Origin of the sequence: Lentzea albida (assembly GCF_900111005.1) — a bacterium.
Taxonomy (GTDB): domain Bacteria; phylum Actinomycetota; class Actinomycetes; order Mycobacteriales; family Pseudonocardiaceae; genus Lentzea; species Lentzea albida.
On the sequence record NZ_FOFV01000005.1, the window covers coordinates 415,155 to 432,681 of the forward strand.

Annotated in this window: 17 protein-coding genes; 2 read left to right on the forward strand and 15 right to left on the reverse strand. The window is 70.0% G+C overall.

Annotated features, from left to right (window positions below; all coding sequences use genetic code 11):
• Positions 1–59: 59 nt before the first annotated feature.
• Positions 60–404: an ANTAR domain-containing protein gene (locus tag BMY74_RS16545; RefSeq protein WP_089916736.1), complete on the forward strand. Its 345-nt coding sequence runs from the start codon at positions 60–62 to the stop codon at positions 402–404.
• Here BMY74_RS16545 and treZ read toward each other — a convergent pair.
• The 7 genes from treZ to BMY74_RS16580 form a co-directional block, all read right to left on the reverse strand.
• Positions 323–1,996, reverse strand: coding sequence for a malto-oligosyltrehalose trehalohydrolase (gene treZ / locus BMY74_RS16550; RefSeq protein ID WP_089916739.1), 1,674 nt, complete (start codon positions 1,994–1,996; stop codon positions 323–325). The genes BMY74_RS16545 and treZ overlap by 82 nt on opposite strands.
• On the reverse strand, positions 1,993–4,071 hold the full coding sequence (treY, locus tag BMY74_RS16555; protein ID WP_089916741.1) for a malto-oligosyltrehalose synthase: 2,079 nt from the start codon (positions 4,069–4,071) through the stop codon (positions 1,993–1,995). Before treY ends, treZ begins: the two co-directional genes overlap by 4 nt.
• The gene (glgX, locus tag BMY74_RS16560; RefSeq protein ID WP_089916976.1) at positions 4,071–6,176 is read right to left on the reverse strand and encodes a glycogen debranching protein GlgX; all 2,106 of its coding nucleotides are present in this window, start codon (positions 6,174–6,176) and stop codon (positions 4,071–4,073) included. Before glgX ends, treY begins: the two co-directional genes overlap by 1 nt.
• A gap of 217 nt (positions 6,177–6,393) precedes the next feature.
• Entirely contained in the window at positions 6,394–6,699 is a 306-nt protein-coding gene (locus BMY74_RS16565) for a hypothetical protein (protein WP_177229775.1), read from the reverse strand.
• Between the two features lie 94 nt (positions 6,700–6,793).
• On the reverse strand, positions 6,794–8,605 hold the full coding sequence (locus tag BMY74_RS16570; protein ID WP_089916747.1) for a 4-alpha-glucanotransferase: 1,812 nt from the start codon (positions 8,603–8,605) through the stop codon (positions 6,794–6,796).
• A 105-nt stretch (positions 8,606–8,710) separates the two neighbouring features.
• Positions 8,711–9,136, reverse strand: coding sequence for a RidA family protein (locus BMY74_RS16575; protein WP_089916749.1), 426 nt, complete (start codon positions 9,134–9,136; stop codon positions 8,711–8,713).
• Between the two features lie 159 nt (positions 9,137–9,295).
• A complete protein-coding gene (locus tag BMY74_RS16580; protein WP_089916979.1) occupies positions 9,296–10,216 on the reverse strand; it encodes a LacI family DNA-binding transcriptional regulator in 921 nt (306 codons plus the stop codon).
• A gap of 31 nt (positions 10,217–10,247) precedes the next feature.
• Between BMY74_RS16580 and BMY74_RS16585 the strand changes: the two genes are divergently transcribed.
• Positions 10,248–10,697 carry a peroxiredoxin gene (locus BMY74_RS16585; RefSeq protein WP_089916752.1) on the forward strand — a complete coding sequence of 150 codons (450 nt, stop codon included), beginning with the start codon at positions 10,248–10,250 and terminating at the stop codon, positions 10,695–10,697.
• Here BMY74_RS16585 and BMY74_RS16590 read toward each other — a convergent pair.
• From BMY74_RS16590 to BMY74_RS16620, 8 genes are all read right to left on the reverse strand, one after another.
• Complete coding sequence (locus BMY74_RS16590) at positions 10,684–11,166, reverse strand: hypothetical protein (protein WP_089916754.1); 483 nt, start codon at positions 11,164–11,166, stop codon at positions 10,684–10,686. The two genes, BMY74_RS16585 and BMY74_RS16590, sit on opposite strands and share 14 nt — an antisense overlap.
• A gap of 42 nt (positions 11,167–11,208) precedes the next feature.
• Positions 11,209–11,778, reverse strand: coding sequence for a TetR/AcrR family transcriptional regulator (locus BMY74_RS16595; protein ID WP_089916757.1), 570 nt, complete (start codon positions 11,776–11,778; stop codon positions 11,209–11,211).
• A gap of 2 nt (positions 11,779–11,780) precedes the next feature.
• Complete coding sequence (locus BMY74_RS16600) at positions 11,781–12,731, reverse strand: LLM class F420-dependent oxidoreductase (RefSeq protein ID WP_089916760.1); 951 nt, start codon at positions 12,729–12,731, stop codon at positions 11,781–11,783.
• 67 nt (positions 12,732–12,798) lie between these two features.
• Positions 12,799–13,455 carry an O-methyltransferase gene (locus BMY74_RS16605; RefSeq protein ID WP_245786163.1) on the reverse strand — a complete coding sequence of 219 codons (657 nt, stop codon included), beginning with the start codon at positions 13,453–13,455 and terminating at the stop codon, positions 12,799–12,801.
• Positions 13,456–13,468: 13 nt separating this feature from the next.
• Positions 13,469–14,227 carry a hypothetical protein gene (locus BMY74_RS16610; RefSeq protein ID WP_089916763.1) on the reverse strand — a complete coding sequence of 253 codons (759 nt, stop codon included), beginning with the start codon at positions 14,225–14,227 and terminating at the stop codon, positions 13,469–13,471.
• The gene (locus tag BMY74_RS16615) at positions 14,224–15,735 is read right to left on the reverse strand and encodes an HAL/PAL/TAL family ammonia-lyase (RefSeq protein WP_089916766.1); all 1,512 of its coding nucleotides are present in this window, start codon (positions 15,733–15,735) and stop codon (positions 14,224–14,226) included. Before BMY74_RS16615 ends, BMY74_RS16610 begins: the two co-directional genes overlap by 4 nt.
• 296 nt (positions 15,736–16,031) lie before the next feature.
• The gene (locus tag BMY74_RS46190) at positions 16,032–16,241 is read right to left on the reverse strand and encodes an AMP-binding enzyme (RefSeq protein ID WP_245786164.1); all 210 of its coding nucleotides are present in this window, start codon (positions 16,239–16,241) and stop codon (positions 16,032–16,034) included.
• Positions 16,216–17,460: a class I adenylate-forming enzyme family protein gene (locus BMY74_RS16620; RefSeq protein WP_245786165.1), complete on the reverse strand. Its 1,245-nt coding sequence runs from the start codon at positions 17,458–17,460 to the stop codon at positions 16,216–16,218. Before BMY74_RS16620 ends, BMY74_RS46190 begins: the two co-directional genes overlap by 26 nt.
• Positions 17,461–17,527: the final 67 nt, after the last annotated feature.

The following is a 17,527-nucleotide window of genomic DNA, read 5'->3' on the forward strand; positions in this document are numbered from 1 at the left end:
AGCAGTCGTCCGTCGCATCGGCATGCCGCTGTGACCGAACGACGCGAAAGGAGCCGGCGGTGTCGTCCGCGAGAATCACCGCCCTCGAGGCCGAGGTGGCGGGGCTGCGCAAAGCTCTGGTGTCCCGGACAGTCATCGGGCAGGCCACGGGCCTGATCGCCGCACGCAAACCCTGCACACCCCAGCAGGCGTTCCAGCTGCTGGTGCACATATCCCAGCACCACAACATCAAGCTGCACGTCGCCGCCGACCGGTTGGTAGCGGCGTTCGTGCAAGCGCACCTCGGACGGCCCGTCGACCTGGCCGACCAGATGCTGTGGGATCACGTCGACGCGACCACCGCGAACGATTCCGGTGAGAGCGACGACGGGATCGCCGAGGAGGTCAGCAGCACGTCTCCCTGAGGCAGTGGGACGGGGGACGTGCCGAGGTTCACCACCACGCGGGTCGTACCGCGGTGCAGCACCAGGCACTCCCCGTCCTGTTCGACCACGAACCTGTCCAACCGCGGATCGGCCAGCTCCGGGCGGGAGCGCCGCAACGCGATCAACGCGCGGTAGGTGTCCAGGACGACGCCGTGATCCCCTTCGCGCACCTCGTCCCAGCGCAGCCGCGAGTTCTCGACGGTCTGCGGGGACATCGGGTCCGGAACGTCCGATTCTCCCCATCCGTGCCGGGAGAACTCACGCCGCCTGCCGGTCCGGACGGCCTCGGCGAGGCCCGGGTCCGGGAACGACGCGAAGAACTGCCAGGGCGTCGAGGCCGCCCACTCCTCCCCCATGAAGATCATGGGCGTGTAGGGCGAGCACAGCACGATTGCCGCCGCACACAACAACTTCCCCGTCGACACGGACGCGGTCAGCCGGTCGCCGGTGGCGCGGTTGCCGATCTGGTCGTGGTTCTGGCTGTACGCGAGGAACCGGTAGCCGGGGATCAGCGCCGTGTCGACCGGCTTGCCGTGGTGCTTCTCCCGGAACGACGACCAGGTGCCGGCGTGGAAGAACACCTCCTCCAGCGTGTTCTTCAACGCCCCTGGCGCCGCGAAGTCCTCGTAGTAGCCGAAGGTCTCGCCGGTCAGCGCGACGTGCAGGGCGTGGTGCAGGTCGTCGGACCACTGCGCCTGCAGGCCGTAGCCGCCGCCTTCCCGTGCCGTCACGAGCTTGGCGTCGTTCAGGTCGGACTCGGCGATCAGCGTGAGCGGGCGGCCCAGCGACGCCGAGAGCGCGTCCACCTCGACGGCCATCTCCTCGAGGACGTGCACCGCCCGCTGGTCCGCCAGCGCGTGCACGGCGTCGAGCCGCAGCCCGTCGACGTGGAAGTCCCGCAGCCACTGCAGCGCGTTGTCGAGGACGTACCGGCGCACCTCGTCGGAACCCGGTCCGTCGAGGTTCAGGCCGGGGCCCCAGTCGTTGCGCCCGGCGAAGTACGGCCCGAACTTGTCGAGGTAGGCGCCGGACGGCCCGAGGTGGTTGTAGACCACGTCGAGCAGCACGGCGAGCCCTCGGGCGTGGCAGGCGTCGACGAACCGCTTGAACCCGTCGGGACCGCCGTACGGCTCGTGGACGGCACCCCACAGGACGCCGTCGTAGCCCCAGCCCTCGACCCCGTCGAAGCTGTTGACCGGCATGACCTCGACGAACGTGATGCCGAGGTCCACCAGGTGGTCCAGCCTGCCGATGGCGGCGTCGAACGTGCCCTCCGGCGTGAACGTGCCGATGTGCAGCTCGTAGATCACGCCGCCCTGCAGCGGGCGGCCGGTCCACGCACCGTCGGTCCACTCGAAGTCGTGCCGGTAGACGCGGGAGGCCTCGTGCACACCGGCGGGTTGCCACAGCGACCGGGGATCCGGGTACGCCTTGCCCTCGATGACGAACGCGTAGTCGGTGCCCTCCGCGTCGGAGAGCCACCAGTCGCCGTCGCGCTTCATCTCGTGGTCGACGCCGTCGACCCGCACGTGCACCGACTCGGGCGCCGGCGCCCAGACGGAGAAGCTCACTGATCCCCCTGCACGAGCAGCGCTACCGGATAGGTGTCGAGCAACGAGGCCAGGTCCTCGGTCGCCGGCCGTCCCGTAATGACGTCCGTCCACTTCGCACCTGGCAACGGCAGAACCGTGTCCTGCCAGCCCTTCTGCTCCAGCCCGACCGGCAGCCGCGTGGCCACCGTGATCACGCCGGAGCGCTGGAACGCCAGCACGTGCTCGGCCGCGGGGCCTTCCGCGCGCAGCGGCCGGTACCCGTGCAGGCCGCGCTTGCGGACCTGCAACGCCTTGTGGACCACGAGGAGCTTGGCCGCTCCCGAGTCGTCGACCTCCGGCAGCCAGCCGGATTCGAGGCGCTCCAACAGGTCCCTGCGCACCTCGTAGTCGACCGGGCGGCGGTTGTCCGGGTCGACGAGCGAGAAGTCCCACAGCTCGGTGCCCTGGTACACGTCCGGCACGCCGGGCGCGGTGAGCTGGACGAGCTTCTGCCCCAGCGAGTTGACCCAGCCGGGCGCCTTGATCCGTTCGGCGAAGGAGGCGACCTCGGGCTCGTTCAACGCCTTCGCGGGCCACGCGGCCACCTCGGCGTCGAAGTCCTCGTTCCGGTCGACCCACGACGTCTTGATCTTCGCCTCGCGCGACGCCTTCTCGAGGTACGCGCCCAGGCGTTCCTCGGTGAGCGGCCACGCGCCGACGACCGACTGCCACGCCAGGCGGTTCAGCGTCGGCTCGGAGATGCCGTACTTCCCGGTCATCGCGGCCTCGAACGCCAGGTACTCGTCCGGGATCTCGGCCAGCACCGCGAGCCGCGCCCGGACGTCCTCCGCGCGCTTGGTGTCGTGCGTCGACAGGGCGGTCATGGCGAGCGGCTCCGCGGCCTCGCGCCGTGCGGCCCGCTGGTGGAACTCGTCCACCGACAGGCCGAACCGGTCCGGCGAGCCGCCGACCTCGTTGAGCGCCACGAAGTTCGTGTACCGGTAGAACGCCGTGTCCTCGGTGCCCTTGGCGACGACCATGCCGGAGGTCTGCTGGATCCTCGTGGCCAGCTCGCCGTGCGGGTCGGCGCGGACCTGCTCGTCCAGCGCCCGCACGGCAGGCGACTTGCTCAGCCTGACCGCCGTCTCCCAGTACCGCAGGCCTTCCGGCAGGTACGACCGGTACACCGGGAAGTTGACCATGACCTCGGCGACGGCCTTGCAGGCGTCCTCGAACTCCACGCCCTGCACGAGCCGCGCGATCCGGCGCACCTCGGCCACCAGGATCGAGTCCGCGACCTGTTGCCGCGACGAGTGCTCGACCTCGTGGAAGTTGCCCGCGAACGCGTCCGTCAGCGGGAGGAACACGCCGCAGACCTCGCGCAACGCGTCGTACCCCGTCGTGCCGTCGACCGGCCAGCTCTGCGGCAGCTCCTCGTCCGGGCCGAGGATCTTCTCCACGACCAGCCAGCCGTCGAAGTGCTCGCGCAGCCGCCGGAAGTACCCGCCGGGGTCGGCGAGCCCGTCCGGGTGGTCGATGCGCAACCCCGTGACACCCCAGGACAGCACCGCGCGGTGCGTCGCCTCGAACACCTCCGGGTCCTCGACCCGGATGGCGGCCAGCTCGGTGATGTCGAAGAACCTGCGGTAGTTCAGCTCGGTGTTGCCGCGCCGCCAGTTCGCCTTGACGTAGTGCTCGTGCACCTCGTCCTCGGCGTCCTCCGCGAGCACGGGCAGCAGCACCTTGCCCGAGGACCAGTCGATGTCGAAGTACCGCGCGTACTTCGAGGCCTGCCCGTGTTCGAGGACGTCCTCCCACCACGGGTTCGGCACGACCATGTGGTTCGGCACGATGTCGACGACCAGGCCGAGGTCGAGCTCCCGCAGTCTCTTCTGCAGCTCTTCCCTGCCCTCGTCACCGCCCAGCTCGGGCCGCGCGCGGGTCGGGTCCACGACGTCGTAGCCGTGCGTGGACCCCTCCCGCGCGTCGAGCATCGGCGACGCGTACAGCGCGCCGACGCCCAGGCGCGCCAGGTAGTCCGCGACGGCCGTGGCGTCGGCGAAGGTGAAGGACGGGGTGAACTGGACGCGGTACGTCGAGGACGGCGCGCCCATCAGCCCACCCGCTGCAGCACGACGAGCGACCGCGCGGTGAGGTTCAGCGTCTCCCCTGCCGCGATGGGCTTCTCGCCCTTGCCGACCTCACCGGTCGCTGTGTCCACGACGACCCTCCACTCCGGACCGTACTCGGCGTCGGGCAGTGTCACCTCGATGTCCTCGTGGTGCGCGTTGAACGCCATCAGGAACGAGTCGTCGACCACGCGCATGCCGCGCGAGTCGAGGTCGGGGATGCCCTCGCCGTTGAAGAAGACGACGATGCACTTGCCGAAGTCGTCCTCCCAGTTCTGCTCGGTCATCTCCTCGCCCGACGGGGTGAACCACGCGATGTCGCGCAGCTCCTCGCCCTTGCGGATCGGGCGGCCGGCGAAGAACCGGCGGCGCCGGAACACCGGGTGCGCCTTGCGGAACGCCGTCAGCGCCGAGGTGAACTCCATCAGCTCGGAGTTGGCCTCGAGCAGCGACCAGTCGACCCAGGACACCTCGTTGTCCTGGCAGTAGGCGTTGTTGTTGCCGTTCTGCGTGCGGCCGAACTCGTCGCCGTTCACGATCATCGGCACGCCCTGCGCGAGCACCATGGTCGCCATCAGGTTGCGCCGCTGCCGCCGCCGGAGGGTGAGGATCTCCTCGTCGTCCGTCGGCCCCTCGACGCCGCAGTTCCAGGACCGGTTGTGGCTCTCGCCGTCCTGGTTGTTCTCGCCGTTGGCCTCGTTGTGCTTCTCGTTGTACGACACCAGGTCGTTCAGCGTGAAGCCGTCGTGCGCGGTGACGAAGTTGATCGACGCGTACGGGCGGCGGCCGTCGTCTTGGTACAGGTCGGACGACCCGGTGATGCGCGACGCGAACTCGCCGAGCGTCGCCGGCTCACCGCGCCAGAAGTCGCGGACGGTGTCGCGGAACTTGCCGTTCCACTCGGTCCACAGTGGAGGGAAGTTGCCGACCTGGTAGCCACCGGGACCGACGTCCCACGGCTCCGCGATCAGCTTGACCTGCGACACCACCGGGTCCTGCTGCACGACCTCGAAGAACGTCGCCAGCCTGTCCACGTCGTAGAACTCGCGCGCGAGCGTCGCCGCGAGGTCGAACCGGAAGCCGTCGACGTGCATCTCGGTGACCCAGTACCGCAGCGAGTCCATGATGAGCTGCAGCGTGTGCGGCGAGCGCACGTTCAGCGAGTTGCCGGTGCCCGTGTAGTCCGTGTAGTACTGCGGGTCGTCGTCCACGAGCCGGTAGTACGACTCGTTGTCGATGCCGCGCATCGACAGCGTCGGGCCGAGGTGGTTGCCCTCCGCAGTGTGGTTGTAGACGACGTCGAGGATGACCTCGATGCCCGCCTGGTGCAGGGCGCGGACCATGCCCTTGAACTCCTGCACCTGGTTGAGCGGCAGCGCCGCGTAGCCGTCGTGCGGCGCGAAGAAGCCGATCGTGTTGTAGCCCCAGTAGTTGCTGAGGCGCCGCTCGATCAGCGTGTGATCGCTGATGAACTGGTGCACCGGCATGAGCTCCACCGCGGTGACGCCCAGCTTGGTGAGGTGGTCGATCATCACCGGGTGCGCGAGGCCGGCGTACGTGCCCCGCAGCCGCGGCGGGATCTCCGGGTGGTCGATCGTGAGACCGCGGACGTGCGCCTCGTAGATGACGCTCTCGTTGTACGGCGTCCTGGGCAGCCTGTCGTTGGTCCAGTCGAAGAACGGGTTGACCACGACGGACTTCGGCACGTGCGGCGCGGAGTCGTCGTCGTTGCGCTCGTCCGGCGAGCCGAACTTGTACCCGTAGAGCGACTCGTCCCACGCGAGGCCGTTGGAGATGGCCTTGGCGTACGGGTCGATGAGCAACTTGTTGGGGTTGCACCGCAAGCCCCTGGCGGGGTCGTGCGGGCCGTGCACGCGGTAGCCGTACCGCTGCCCCGGACCGACACCCAGCAGGTAACCGTGGTGGACGAAGCCGTCCACCTCCGGCAGCCGCACGCGGGTCTCCGTGCCGTCCTCGTCGAAGAGGCAGAGCTCGACGTACTCCGCGACTTCGGAGAAAAGAGCGAAATTGGTGCCCACGCCGTCATATCCAGCGCCAAGCGGGTAGGGCCTTCCAGGCCAGGGTCGCACGATGCTGTTGCTCCTCGTCACAAACGGCGGACTACCCGTCGACCCTATCCACCTAACCCTGGTCTGGCATCACACTCGCGTGTGCAAGAACGCAGCGCCGCGCGACGACTCCCGGCACGGCTGAGGGGCGCGCGGCAGCGCCCGGGCCCTCGCCGGACCGGGCACGCTCCGGCAGGCCTGAGTTCGACGTGCTCCGGTGGACGACCACCGGCAGCGGTCAGACCGCTCCGTGTGCCAGCACCAACTGCCCACGTGCGGCCATGAGCAACGTCCGCGCCTCCTGGATCTCCACGTACTTCAGGTGTTCACAAGCGGCCTCCGCGCACGCCAGCGCGTGCTGCAGGGCGGGGTTGTCCTCCACCACGGGACCTGCGTCCCGCAGCGCGTCACGCAGTGATTCCTCCGCGCGCCGTGCCCCGGCCACCGGGTCGCCGAGCGCGGTCGGCCTCACCGAGGCGAGGACCTGCTCGACTGCCAGTTCCAGCACGCCGGTCGGTCTCCGCGTGCTCACGGCTGAACTCATGTGTAACGCCACCTCCAAGAACGTTCGTCTTCCGCCGTCGGGTGACGGCCCCACACTACTCCACAGGTCTATGACCTGCTGTTACGCAAAAGTTTCACTTTTCTCGGTTGCGCAGCGGCCGGGTGATCTCGCGGACGCGCGGGAAGAATTCGTCCAGCGGTACCGGCAGGGGAATTCTCCAGTTCGGGTGCTCGTCGATCGTGCCGGGCACGTTCGGCTGCCGGGTCTCCCTCAGTGCGTCCTGGGGTGAGGTCAGGACCAACGCGCAGGGTGCCTGCGCGAGCAGTTCGTGGGCGCCCTCGACCCTGTCCGAGGCCTTGATGCCCTCCTGCCGCATCAGCTCGTCGAAGTCGGGGCCGTCCTCGCCCGCGAAGAACGTCGCCGCGGTGGGCAGGTCGTGGGTGGAGATGCTCGCCATCTGGTTGGGATTCCACTGCGACGGCGGGATCAGCGGGTGGCCCTCGGCGTAGTAGTCGCGCTGGAAGTAGAGGACGGCGCTGGTGAGCATGCCGTTCTCCTGCAACGTCTTCGTGACGACGGGCTCGACCGTGCCGAGGTCCTCGCCGACCACCACCGCGCCCGCCCGGTACGCCTCCAGGGCGAGCACGCCGAGCATCGCGTCGGCGTCGTAGTAGACGTAGGTGCCGCGCGACGGCGGCTCGCCCGGCGGGATCCACCAGAGCCGCCAGAGCCCGGCGACGTGGTCGATGCGGATGCCGTCCGCGTGCTGCAGGACGCTGCGCAGCACCTGCCGGAACGGCCGGTAGCCGGTCTCGGCGAGCTTGTCCGGGCGCCACGGCGGCAGGCCCCAGCCCTGGCCGTCCGCGCTGAACGCGTCGGGCGGCGCGCCGACCGTGACGCCGATGGCGAACGCCTCCGGGTCGGCGAACGTGTCCGCGCCGCCGGGCGCGACGCCCACCGGGAGGTCGTGGATGACGCCGACGGCCATGCCGGCCTCGTGCGCGGCGATCCGGACGTCCTGGAGCTGGCGGGTGCAGAGGTGCTGGACCCAGGCGTGGAACGCGACCCGTTCGGGTGAGGCGTCGGCGCGGTCCTCAGGCCACTCGCGCCAGTCGGGGCCGTGGACCTCGGCGAGCGCGCAGTAGGTCGCGAACTTCTCCAGCTCGGCGTCCATCTCGACCTCGCCGCCGGGGAACAGCAGCTCCAGCGCCTGCTTCTTCGCCTCCCACACGGCGTCGTAGTCGATCAGGTCCTCGTTGCGCGGCCGCAGGTCGCGGATCAGCTGCCGGGTGCGCGGGCAGGCCTGCAGGAACTCGGCGGTGTCGGTGACGCGCAGGTACAGCGGGTTGGCGAAGCGGCGGCTGGTCGGCGAGTAGGGCGAGCGCTCGACCGGGTGGGTCAGGCTCGGCGCCTGCACGGGGTTGACCAGCACGACGCCGGCGTCGAGCTCGAGGCTGCTGCGCCGGGCGATCGTCGCGAGGTCGGCGAAGTCGCCCATCCCCCACGAGTCCTTCGAGCGCGCGGCGTAGAGCTGCAGCATCCAGCCCCACGTGTGCGGGACCTCGGGCAGCGTGCGGGGCGCGACGGCGAGCGTGACGGTCTGGTCGGCGGTGACGACGCGGTGCCAGCCGAGCGGGACCGAGTCGGGCAGGTGCCGTTCGACGGCGAACGACGTGCCGTCCTCCAGCTCGACGGTCGCGGGGCCGTGCAGGTCGTACGTCTCGTACTCGCGGAGGACGATCGTCGGCGGGAGCTTCTGCTCGGCCCGCCTGCGTTCGACCTCGGCGAGCTCGCGGGCGATCGAGTCCTCAGTGGACGCGTCGACTCCGAACTGGGCGAGCACCTTGACGACGACCTCGGTGTCGACGACGGCCTCTTGCTGGTCCGCATTCTCGTACCGAGTGGCGACGCCCCAAGCGTCCGCCAGCCGCGCCAACTGCTCCACGAGTACAAGCTATGTCACAGCGGGCGCCGCATTACCAGAGCAAATGGTCACTGGTCACCCGATGGGTGCAGGGCTGTTCGGAGGCATGCGCGGAGTTGCATTCCATCAAACATCCGATGGGTCACCCGGAATCGCGACGACGGCCTCGACCTCGACCAGGAAATCGGGCCCGAACAAAGCCGCCACCTGAACGAGCGTGCTGGCCGGGTTGGGCACGTTCCCCAGTGCGGGCCGCAGGATTTCATCCCGCACGTCACGAATGGTCTGCACCTCCCGCGCGTCGAGCACGAACCAGGTGAACTTCACGACATCCGACCAGTCAGCGCCAAACCTCAACATGACGTGATGAAGATTGCTCAACGCCTGCCGCGTCTGGGCGGCGAGGTCGTCGACCCCGACCACGCAGCCCTGGGCGTCGACCGCGACCTGCCCGGAGACGAAGGCGAGCCTGCCGGTGACCGTCACGGCGTGGGCGTAGCCGGGGGTGGTCGGCAGTTCGGCGATCTCGGTCAGGCGCTCTTCGACGGGCATGGCGTCACAGTACTTCGGGCGGGCACGGCACCAACCCGCGCGCCGTAGGCCGTCAGGCCAGGCGCCCACACCACGAATCGTCGAGCCCCTGGCATCCCGCGCGGCCGTCGAGACCGGCGCCCCCGCACCGCCGACCGTCGAACCCCCAGCGCCCGCACCTCACCCCGCCGCGGCGACCGGTCCGCTCGAGTTCCTCACGACCAGCCGCAGCGGGTGCTCCGCCGGCTCGATCTCCCCGCCCCTGATCAGCGTGAACAGGTCCGCGACGGCCCGCTCGCCCTGCTCCTTCGCCGCCCCCTCGACGGCGGTCAGCCCGACCACGCGGGTCAGTTCCTGCCCGTCCAGCGACACGATCGACACCTCGTCCGGCACCGCGCGCCCGTCGCGCTGCACGCGCAGGAAGATCCCCACCGCCGCGGCGCCGTTCGAGCTGATCACGGCCGTCGGCAGGCGTTCGCCGTCGAGCAGCACGTCGACCACCTGCTCGCCGCCGTCCACGGTCGGCGAGCACCACACCGTCCACTCCGGACGGACCTGCAGCCCGGCGGAGATCAGGATCTCGTCGTAGCCCTCGTCCTCGCCGTCGGACAGCACCAGGGCCACGTCGCGGTGGCCGAGGGACACGACGTGCGACACGGCGGTCTGCAGGGCGTGGCGGAGGTCGGTGTCGTCGACCGTCACGTGCGGGACTTCCAGCGACTCCAGCGCGGCCCGCTCGGCGGCGGACATCGTGAGCGACAGCAGCAGCACGCCGTCCACGCGGCGGCCCAGCGGCAGCTCGTCGAAGAACTTCGCCCGCGCGCCGGCGTCGCCCAGGACGTAGAGCAGCACGTCGTACCCCGCCTGCCGCAGCGCGCCCTCCGCGCCCGCGAGCACCGGGCTCACCTCGGACGTCAGCACCGCGATGGCGTACCGGCGGCCACCGGCCAGCGAGGAGGCGTCGCGTGCGATCGCGTACTTCATCCGCCGCGCGACGTCGCTCACGTGCTGCCGGGTCGCCTCGGACACGCCCGGTTCGCCCCGCAGGGCGCGCGATACGGTCGCAGCGGACACCCCTGCGGCCTTGGCCACGTCGGACATGCTGGTCACGGCCCGAGCGTATTGGAGATCCATGAAGCCCGGCGACCTCGCCCCCGACTTCTCCCTGCCCGACCAGGACGGCACCGAGCGCAAGCTGTCCGCGCTGCTCGAGAACGGCCCGGTCGTGCTCTTCTTCTACCCCGCCGCGATGACGTCCGGGTGCACCGCGCAGAGCTGTCACTTCCGCGACCTGGCCAAGGAGTTCGAGGAGGCGGGCGCCCAGCGCGTCGGGATCTCGATGGACGACGTGGCGAAGCAGAAGCAGTTCGCCGAGCTGAACGGCTTCGACTACCCGCTGCTCTCCGACGTGGCCGGTGAGGTCGCGGAGCAGTTCGGGGTGAAGCGCCGGTTCGGGATCACGCCGGTCAAGCGGCACACGTTCGTCATCGGCACCGACCGGAAGGTCATCGAGGTGGTCAAGAGCGAGTTCAGCATGAACTCGCACGCGGACAAGGCGCTGGCGGCGCTCAGGAGTCGGTGATCGTCAGCACGCCGTAGGGCCCGGAGGCCTTGCCCTCGCGCACGGGGGTGCGGGCGATCGTGTACTTGCCGTGCACCTCGGCGCCGTCCGGGCCCGCCACGACCACGAGCACCACGGGCTTCGCCGGGGCGCCGGCCGGCACCTCGACGGTCCGGGTCCACGGCAGCGTCACGTCCTGCTCGGTGTGGACGGACGTGCCGGCGGTCGCGGTCACGGAGAACGCCTTCCCGGCGCCCGTCACCTCGAACACGACGACCTGGGCGGATGGCACCGGCGGTTCGGACGGCATCACATGCGGCTCGATGGAGCCGTAGGTCCGCTCCAGCATGTTCTGGACGTGGTTGCCGAAGGCGAGCGCGCCCAGGACCAGCGGCACGGCGACCAGCGGCACCACCCACAGCCACCTCGACGACCTCGGTGGTTCGTGCAGCGGCGGCGCGATGCCGAACTCGATCGGCTTCTTGTCCACGGTTCCCCCCCGTTCGAGAAGTCGATCTCACGCCGCCGGTCGTCACCGCAGCCCGGCCAGCACGAAGTCGGCGATCTCCTCCGCCAGCCGGCCAGGGGTCTTCGGCCCGTCCGGCCGGAACCACATCGGCAGCTGGTTCACCACGCCCAGCGCAATCCGCACCACCGTGTCGGCGGGCACGACGGAGCTGAACTCGCCGTCGGCCTGCCCCTTCTCGATCACCGCGAGGAACGTCTCGTGGTAGCGCCGCCGTTCGGCGCGGAAGTCGGTCATCCGCTCCTCGCCGAGCCGGTGCAGCTCGCGGACGAACACCGCAGTCTCGTCGACCCGTTCCGCGGTCGACGAGACGAGCGACGCGAGGATCTCGCGCACCGTCTCGCCGGCGGGCAGGCCGAGGCCGATGATCCGGTCCATGTCGGCGGACTGGGCCGTGATCAGCAGCCGGTAGATCTCGAAGAGCAGGTCGTCCTTCGAGCGGAAGTAGTGGTACAGCGCGCCCTTGGTGATCCCGGCGGCGTTGACGATCTCCTGCACCGAGGTCGCGTCGTAGCCCTGCGACGCGAACAGGCGCACGGCCGCGTCGATGATCTTCTGCTCGGTCGCGCCGGCCACCGCTAGGCCTTCGGTGCCAGTGCGCGCACCTGCTCGACCTGGTCACCGCCGGTCGGGAGGAGCGCGATGATCGGCGTGTCGACGCCGTTGGCCTGGTACTCGGCGACCCGTGAGCGGCACTCGTCGATCGACCCGTGCACGACGAGCGCGTCCACGACCGCGTCCGGGATCGCCTTCGACGCGGCCTTGCGGTCGCCCGCCGCCCACGCCTCGTGCATCGGGCGCAGCACCTCGCCGCGGCCCAGCCAGTCGTGGAACGCCGCGTACGCGGGCACGGTCAGGTACGTGCTGATCAGCATGCGGCCCAGCGCCCGCGCGGCGTCGGCGTCCTCGGTCGGGCAGACGAAGATCCGTGCCGCGAGCTCCGCCTCGCCCAGCTCGGCCCGCACCTGCGCGACGTCGGACGCGGCGAGCCAGTTGGTGATGGCGCCGTCGGCCTCGCGTCCGGCCAGGCGCAGCATGTTCGGGCGCAGCGCTGCGAGCATGATCGGCACCTTCTCCGCAGGCGGGCGCTCCAGCTTGAAGCCCTTCACCGAGAAAGTGTCGTAGTCGGCGCTGACCTTCTCCCCCGCCAGCGCGGCCTTCAGGAAGCGCAACGTGTCGCGCGTGCGCTTGAACGGCTCCTCGAACGGGATGGCGTTCCAGCGCTGCACGATCGCGGGCGAGGACGAGCCGATGCCCAGCACGAAGCGCCCGCCGGTCACCTCGGCGAGCGTCGCGGCCGTCATCGCCAGCGTGGCGGGCCCGCGCGTGTAGACCGGCGCGATCGCCGTCCCGAAGCGCAGCTCGTCCGACCACTGCGCGGCCAGGGCCAGCGGCGTGAACGCGTCGGTGCCGGTCGTCTCGGCCGACCACACGTCCGTGTAGCCGAGCCCGGCGAGCTCGGACACCAGCGCGCGGTGCTCCAGCACCGGCACACCGATCAACGGCAGCGTGATACCCCAACGAGCCATGAACGCCTCCAAGCAGCTGCTGTGTGCTTGGGCGCCACCCTACCGACCGGTCGGTATGCTCACAACCTCACTTCTTGCGGGCCATCGTCAGGCCGTCCGCGATCGGCACCAGCACCGACTCCACGCGCGAGTCGGAGCGCACGAACCTGTTGAAGGCGTCGATCGCGGCCGCGTTGCCCTCCGGCTGCTCGTCGGCCGCCTCCCCGTAGTAGAGCGTGTTGTCGGCGAGCAGCAGCCCGCCCTGCCGGACGCGCGGCACGAGCAGCTCCCAGTAGTGGACGTACCCGACCTTGTCCGCGTCGATGAACACCAGGTCGACGACCGGCTCCTCCGGCAGCTCGGCCAGCGTCTGCGCCGCGGCGCCGATCCGCAGGTCGATCTTGTCCCGCACGCCGGCCGCGTGCCACGCCTCCTCGGCGATCGCGGTCCACTCGTCCGAGAGGTCGCAGGTGATGACCTTCCCGGACGCGGGGAGCGCCTGCGCGAACGCCAGCGTGGAGTACCCGGTGTACGTGCCGACCTCGACCACGGTCTGCGCGCCGGTGAGCTTGACCAGCAGGGACAGCAGCACCGCCTGCTCGTGCGGGATCTGCATCTCCGCCGAGTCGCCGAGCTCGGCCGTGCGGGCGATGAGCTTCTCCTGCACGGCGCTCGGCTGGCCCGCCTGCTCGCGCACGTAGCGGTAGATCTGCGGGGTCATGACCACGGTCTTGAAGTCGTTCACGCGCGGCCTTCTCTCATAGGTGGGTGGTGAACGTCCTGAGTGTCTCTCCGCACGCGGGGCTGAGCGGGTGTTTCGCGAGGTCGTGACCGATCGCGGACAAGACGGCGGCGCGGTGCGCGTGGTAGCGGCTCACGCACACGTTCTCCCGGCTCACGAGGAAGAACTCGTCGAACCGGGCGCGTTCGGCGTCGGTGGTCTCCATGCGCGCACGACCGGACTCGCGCAGCAGCGACGGGCCGTCGGGCACGAGTTTGCGCATGACCTCCATGTGTGCCACCAGGTTCGCCTTGCTCGCGACGGAGAGCGGTTCGGCCGCCACGGGCCCCAGCGCGGCGCGCGCCCGGCGCAGCAGGGCGGGCAGTGGTTCGTAGTCACGTGCCCACCGGCCGCTGAACGCCGGGTCGAACGCCATCATCATCGGCCGGATGACGTCCTCGTACACCTCGCGGGAACAACTGCCCGAATAGGCGAGCATCACCGAGTACGCGTCGTATCCAAGCGCAGCGCGGCGGACCAGCTGCGAATCAGGCTCGTGTATCAGCCGATCGAGTGAATCCGCGAGGAACTTCCACACCAGGAACGCGCCGTGGTGGCCGAGGAACCACCGGTGCACGGCCAGTTCCACCGGGTCGTCCGGGGTGTGGATGGCGAACCGCGTCCGGAAGCAGCCGTCCGCGCACGGGATCAGTTCCGCACCCGGCATCGGCAGTCGCAGGACGGGCAGGTCGACCCAGGTGTGCCCCCACGCGGGAAGGCAGGCGGGAGCGCTCATCGCCGACCCTCCACTTCGGACGCCACGGTGTCGAGCAGGTCCGCGACGCGGGCGAGGGTCGTGTCCAGCGGGCGGTCCTCCACGATCGGCGGCACCTGCTCGGCGATCCGGTCGAACACGGCCGCGAGCCGGGGCGCACGCGGCGGGCGCGCGCCGACGTGCACGGCCTGGCGCAACCCGACGGCGAGGGCGGCGTGCAGGTAGCGCAGCAGCTTCGCCTGGTCGAGCGCGGTGAACGCGGCCTGCGTGCCGAACGGGACGACGTCCTGGTTGTGCAGGTTCGTCGGCAGGCTCTGCACCGACGCGGGCGCGGCGGCCCTGCGCATCGCGGCGACGGTCGCCGTCGCGCCGATCTGCACACCTTGCAGCGCGTGGTGCTGACCGGGCAGCGGACTGAGCATCGGCGGCAAACCGTTGGTGCGGTGTGGATCCACCAACAGGTCGAGTTGCCGTTCGGCCAGGTTGCCCAGCTGCACGAGGGCGACGTTGAGCTGGTCGGCAGCGAAAGCGCTGGGCTGGCCGAAGAAGTTGCCGCCGTGCACGACCTCACCGGTCTCGGGGAAGAACAGCGGGTTGTCGCTCACGCCGTTGAGGTCGCGGCGCACCACCTCGTCCGCGTGCCGCACGCTCGTGCCGGCCGCGCCGATCAGCTGTGGCGTGCAACGGATGCTGTAGGGCTCCTGCAGCGGGCGCTCGCCGGAAGGCCTGCTCCCCTCGAGCCATGACCTGATGGACGCACCCGTTTCAGCGACGTCCGGATGCCCGAACGCGGCCAGTAGTCCAACCGACGTGAACTCGGTGCCGCAGCCGAGGACGTCGGTCAGCAACGCGGACAGCAACTCCGCGGTGCTCCGCGCGCGAACCGCCTGCGCCACAGCGAGTCCGAGTGCTGCGGCGGTCACCGAAATGCCGTTGACCAACGCGAGCGCGTCGCGACCGTCCAACACGAGTCGCGTTAGGCCGGATCGTGCAAGCGCTTCCCCGGCGGTCGTCAGCCGTCCTTGGAAGAAGGCGTTCCCGTTACCGCGCAACGCATGTGCCACGTACGCGAGCGGTTGGAGATCACCACTCGCACCGACTGACCCCAAACGTGGTACCGCTGGGGCGAAATCGGTGTCCAGCATGGCAGTCAGCGACGCCACGACCTGCTCGGACACTCCGGATCGCCCCTGTGACAACGAGAAGAGCCGCGCGAGGACGGCGGCTCTGGCGATGGCGGGCGGCAGCAGTTCACCGTGGCCGACGATGTGGTGCAGGATCGTGTTGTCGCTCTGAGCGGCGCCGTCGGCACGGCCCTCGAACTCAACGAGCGGGCCGAAACCCGTTGTGACACCGTAGATGGCGCGACCGGACGCGCTGATCTCGAGCACGAACTCGCGGCAGCGCCGCACGCGGTCGAGCACGTCCTGCGGGAACTCGACGCGGATCCGGTCGCGGGCGAGCTCGAGCTGTGCCGGTTCGAGGTGTGCGGCCAGGTTCAGGGCAGCAGGGGATGTTCCGACAGGCATGACGCCTCCTGTGGATTGGGGGCCACTCGCGACGATCCCCGGTGAGCTGCCAGGGAGGAAGGGCCTTATGTACGCACTAAACGAGGAAAATTTCTCAGCTGCGAAGCGGCTCGCTCAAGCCGCCGGAGAGGTGATCGAACTCTCCGCGCACGATTCGCCCCAAAAGATCGCCGCACTGCTCCACCGGGGTGAACACGGCTCGCGGCGCTGAGACCTCGCCCACACCGAGGTCCGCCGATGTCCTTGCACGCCAAGGATTACGCCGAACGCCCACGCGGCGCCGGTGATCGAAGAGCTCACTTCTGGGTGTCCTTCAGCAGGCGGCGGAGGACCTTGCCGGACACGGACTTCGGAATCTCATGCACGAAGACAACTTGGCGCACCTTCTTGTACGGCGCCACCTCCGCCGCCACGAAGGCCATCAGTTCCTCCGCCGTCACATCGCCTTGCGTCACCACGAACGCTTTCGGGATCTCCCCGTTAACTCGATCGGCCGCACCGATCACCGCGGCGTCCCGGACGGCGGGGTGGCGGCGCAGCACGGCCTCCAGTTCGGCCGGCGCCACCTGGTAGCCCCTTGTACTTGATCATCTCTTTGATCCGGTCCACGACGTGGAACCGGCCGTTGTGGACGCGCACGAGGTCGCCGGTGCGCAACCAGCCGTCCACGAAGGCCTCTCGCGTGGCCTCGTCGTCACCCAGATAGCCGTCCATCACCTGGGGACCGCGCACGAGCATCTCGCCCTGCGCCGCGTCCGTCGTGGTGCCCGGCTCGACGACGCGCGCCTCCGTTCCGGGACAGAGCACCCCGACGCTCGTGGGGTCGGATTCCACGTCGTCGTCGAATGTCTGGTGCGTGCCACCGGCTTCGGTGAGCCCGTAGCCCTGCCGCACGGGCGCCCCGAGCCTGCGTTCGGCTTCCTGCCGCACGGCGTCGTCGAGCGGTGCGGCACCGCAGAGGACGAGCTTGAGCCGGAGTTCCGGCACCGGGCCTTCGTGGTCCGCGATGGCGGCGGCGAGTGGCGGCACCAGGAACGCGCGCGTGATCTTGTGCTCCGCCAACCGGTTCAGGTAGGTGCCCGCGTCGCTCCTCGGCATGGTCACGAGGGTGGCGCCGCCGAGCAGGCCGGAGTTGAGGATGATCGTGAAGCCGTAGACGTGGAAGAACGGCAGGTTCGCGGCGAGCACGTCGGTCTCGTCGATGCGCCAGCCGGGCCTGTGCTGCTCCAGGTTCGCGACGAGCGCGCGGTGGCTCAGCCGCACGGCCTTCGTCAGACCCGTTGTGCCGCTGGAGAAGAGGACGACCGCGGTGCTCCGCGGGTTTCCCGGCGGGAGCGAATCGCCGTCGCCCGCGGGGAGGTCGTCGAGATCGAGCGTCGCGGTGACGTTCGCGAGTTCCTCGAGCCGCGCGATCTCCGGCGGCGTGAGCATCGGGTTGATCAGCGCGGCCGTCGCGCCCGCGGCCATGACCGCGTGCAGGCCGACGGCGAACGCGGGCCGGTTGAGGCTCGCGATCGCGACCGTGTCACCGGGCCTGATCCCGTTGCGCACCAGGCCTTCCGCCGTGGTCTGGACCTGCCGGGCCAGCTCGGCGTACGTGAGCGACTCCCCCGTGACGGCGTCCACGAGGGCGACCTTGTCGTTGTGCCGTGCGCGTTCCAGAACGTGTTCGGGCACCGTGCGTTCGGGAACCGCCACCGCCGGCAGGGGGCTGCGGTAGATCACAGGCTCGGCTCCGGTCTCCACGCCGCCGCGCCTCGTGCACGGCGGCGTAGCCGGAGGTTATCGGGAC

Excerpts from the sequence above, each read along its gene's own strand:
- treY (WP_089916741.1), bottom strand. The coding sequence starts at position 4,071 with ATGGGCGCGCCGTCCTCGACGTACCGCGTCCAGTTCACCCCGTCCTTC.
- BMY74_RS16565 (WP_177229775.1), bottom strand. The coding sequence starts at position 6,699 with ATGAGTTCAGCCGTGAGCACGCGGAGACCGACCGGCGTGCTGGAACTG.
- BMY74_RS16575 (WP_089916749.1), bottom strand. The coding sequence starts at position 9,136 with ATGCCCGTCGAAGAGCGCCTGACCGAGATCGCCGAACTGCCGACCACC.
- BMY74_RS16580 (WP_089916979.1), bottom strand. The coding sequence starts at position 10,216 with ATGTCCGACGTGGCCAAGGCCGCAGGGGTGTCCGCTGCGACCGTATCG.
- BMY74_RS16585 (WP_089916752.1), top strand. The coding sequence starts at position 10,248 with ATGAAGCCCGGCGACCTCGCCCCCGACTTCTCCCTGCCCGACCAGGAC.
- BMY74_RS16600 (WP_089916760.1), bottom strand. The coding sequence starts at position 12,731 with ATGGCTCGTTGGGGTATCACGCTGCCGTTGATCGGTGTGCCGGTGCTG.
- BMY74_RS16610 (WP_089916763.1), bottom strand. The coding sequence starts at position 14,227 with ATGAGCGCTCCCGCCTGCCTTCCCGCGTGGGGGCACACCTGGGTCGAC.
- BMY74_RS16615 (WP_089916766.1), bottom strand. The coding sequence starts at position 15,735 with ATGCCTGTCGGAACATCCCCTGCTGCCCTGAACCTGGCCGCACACCTC.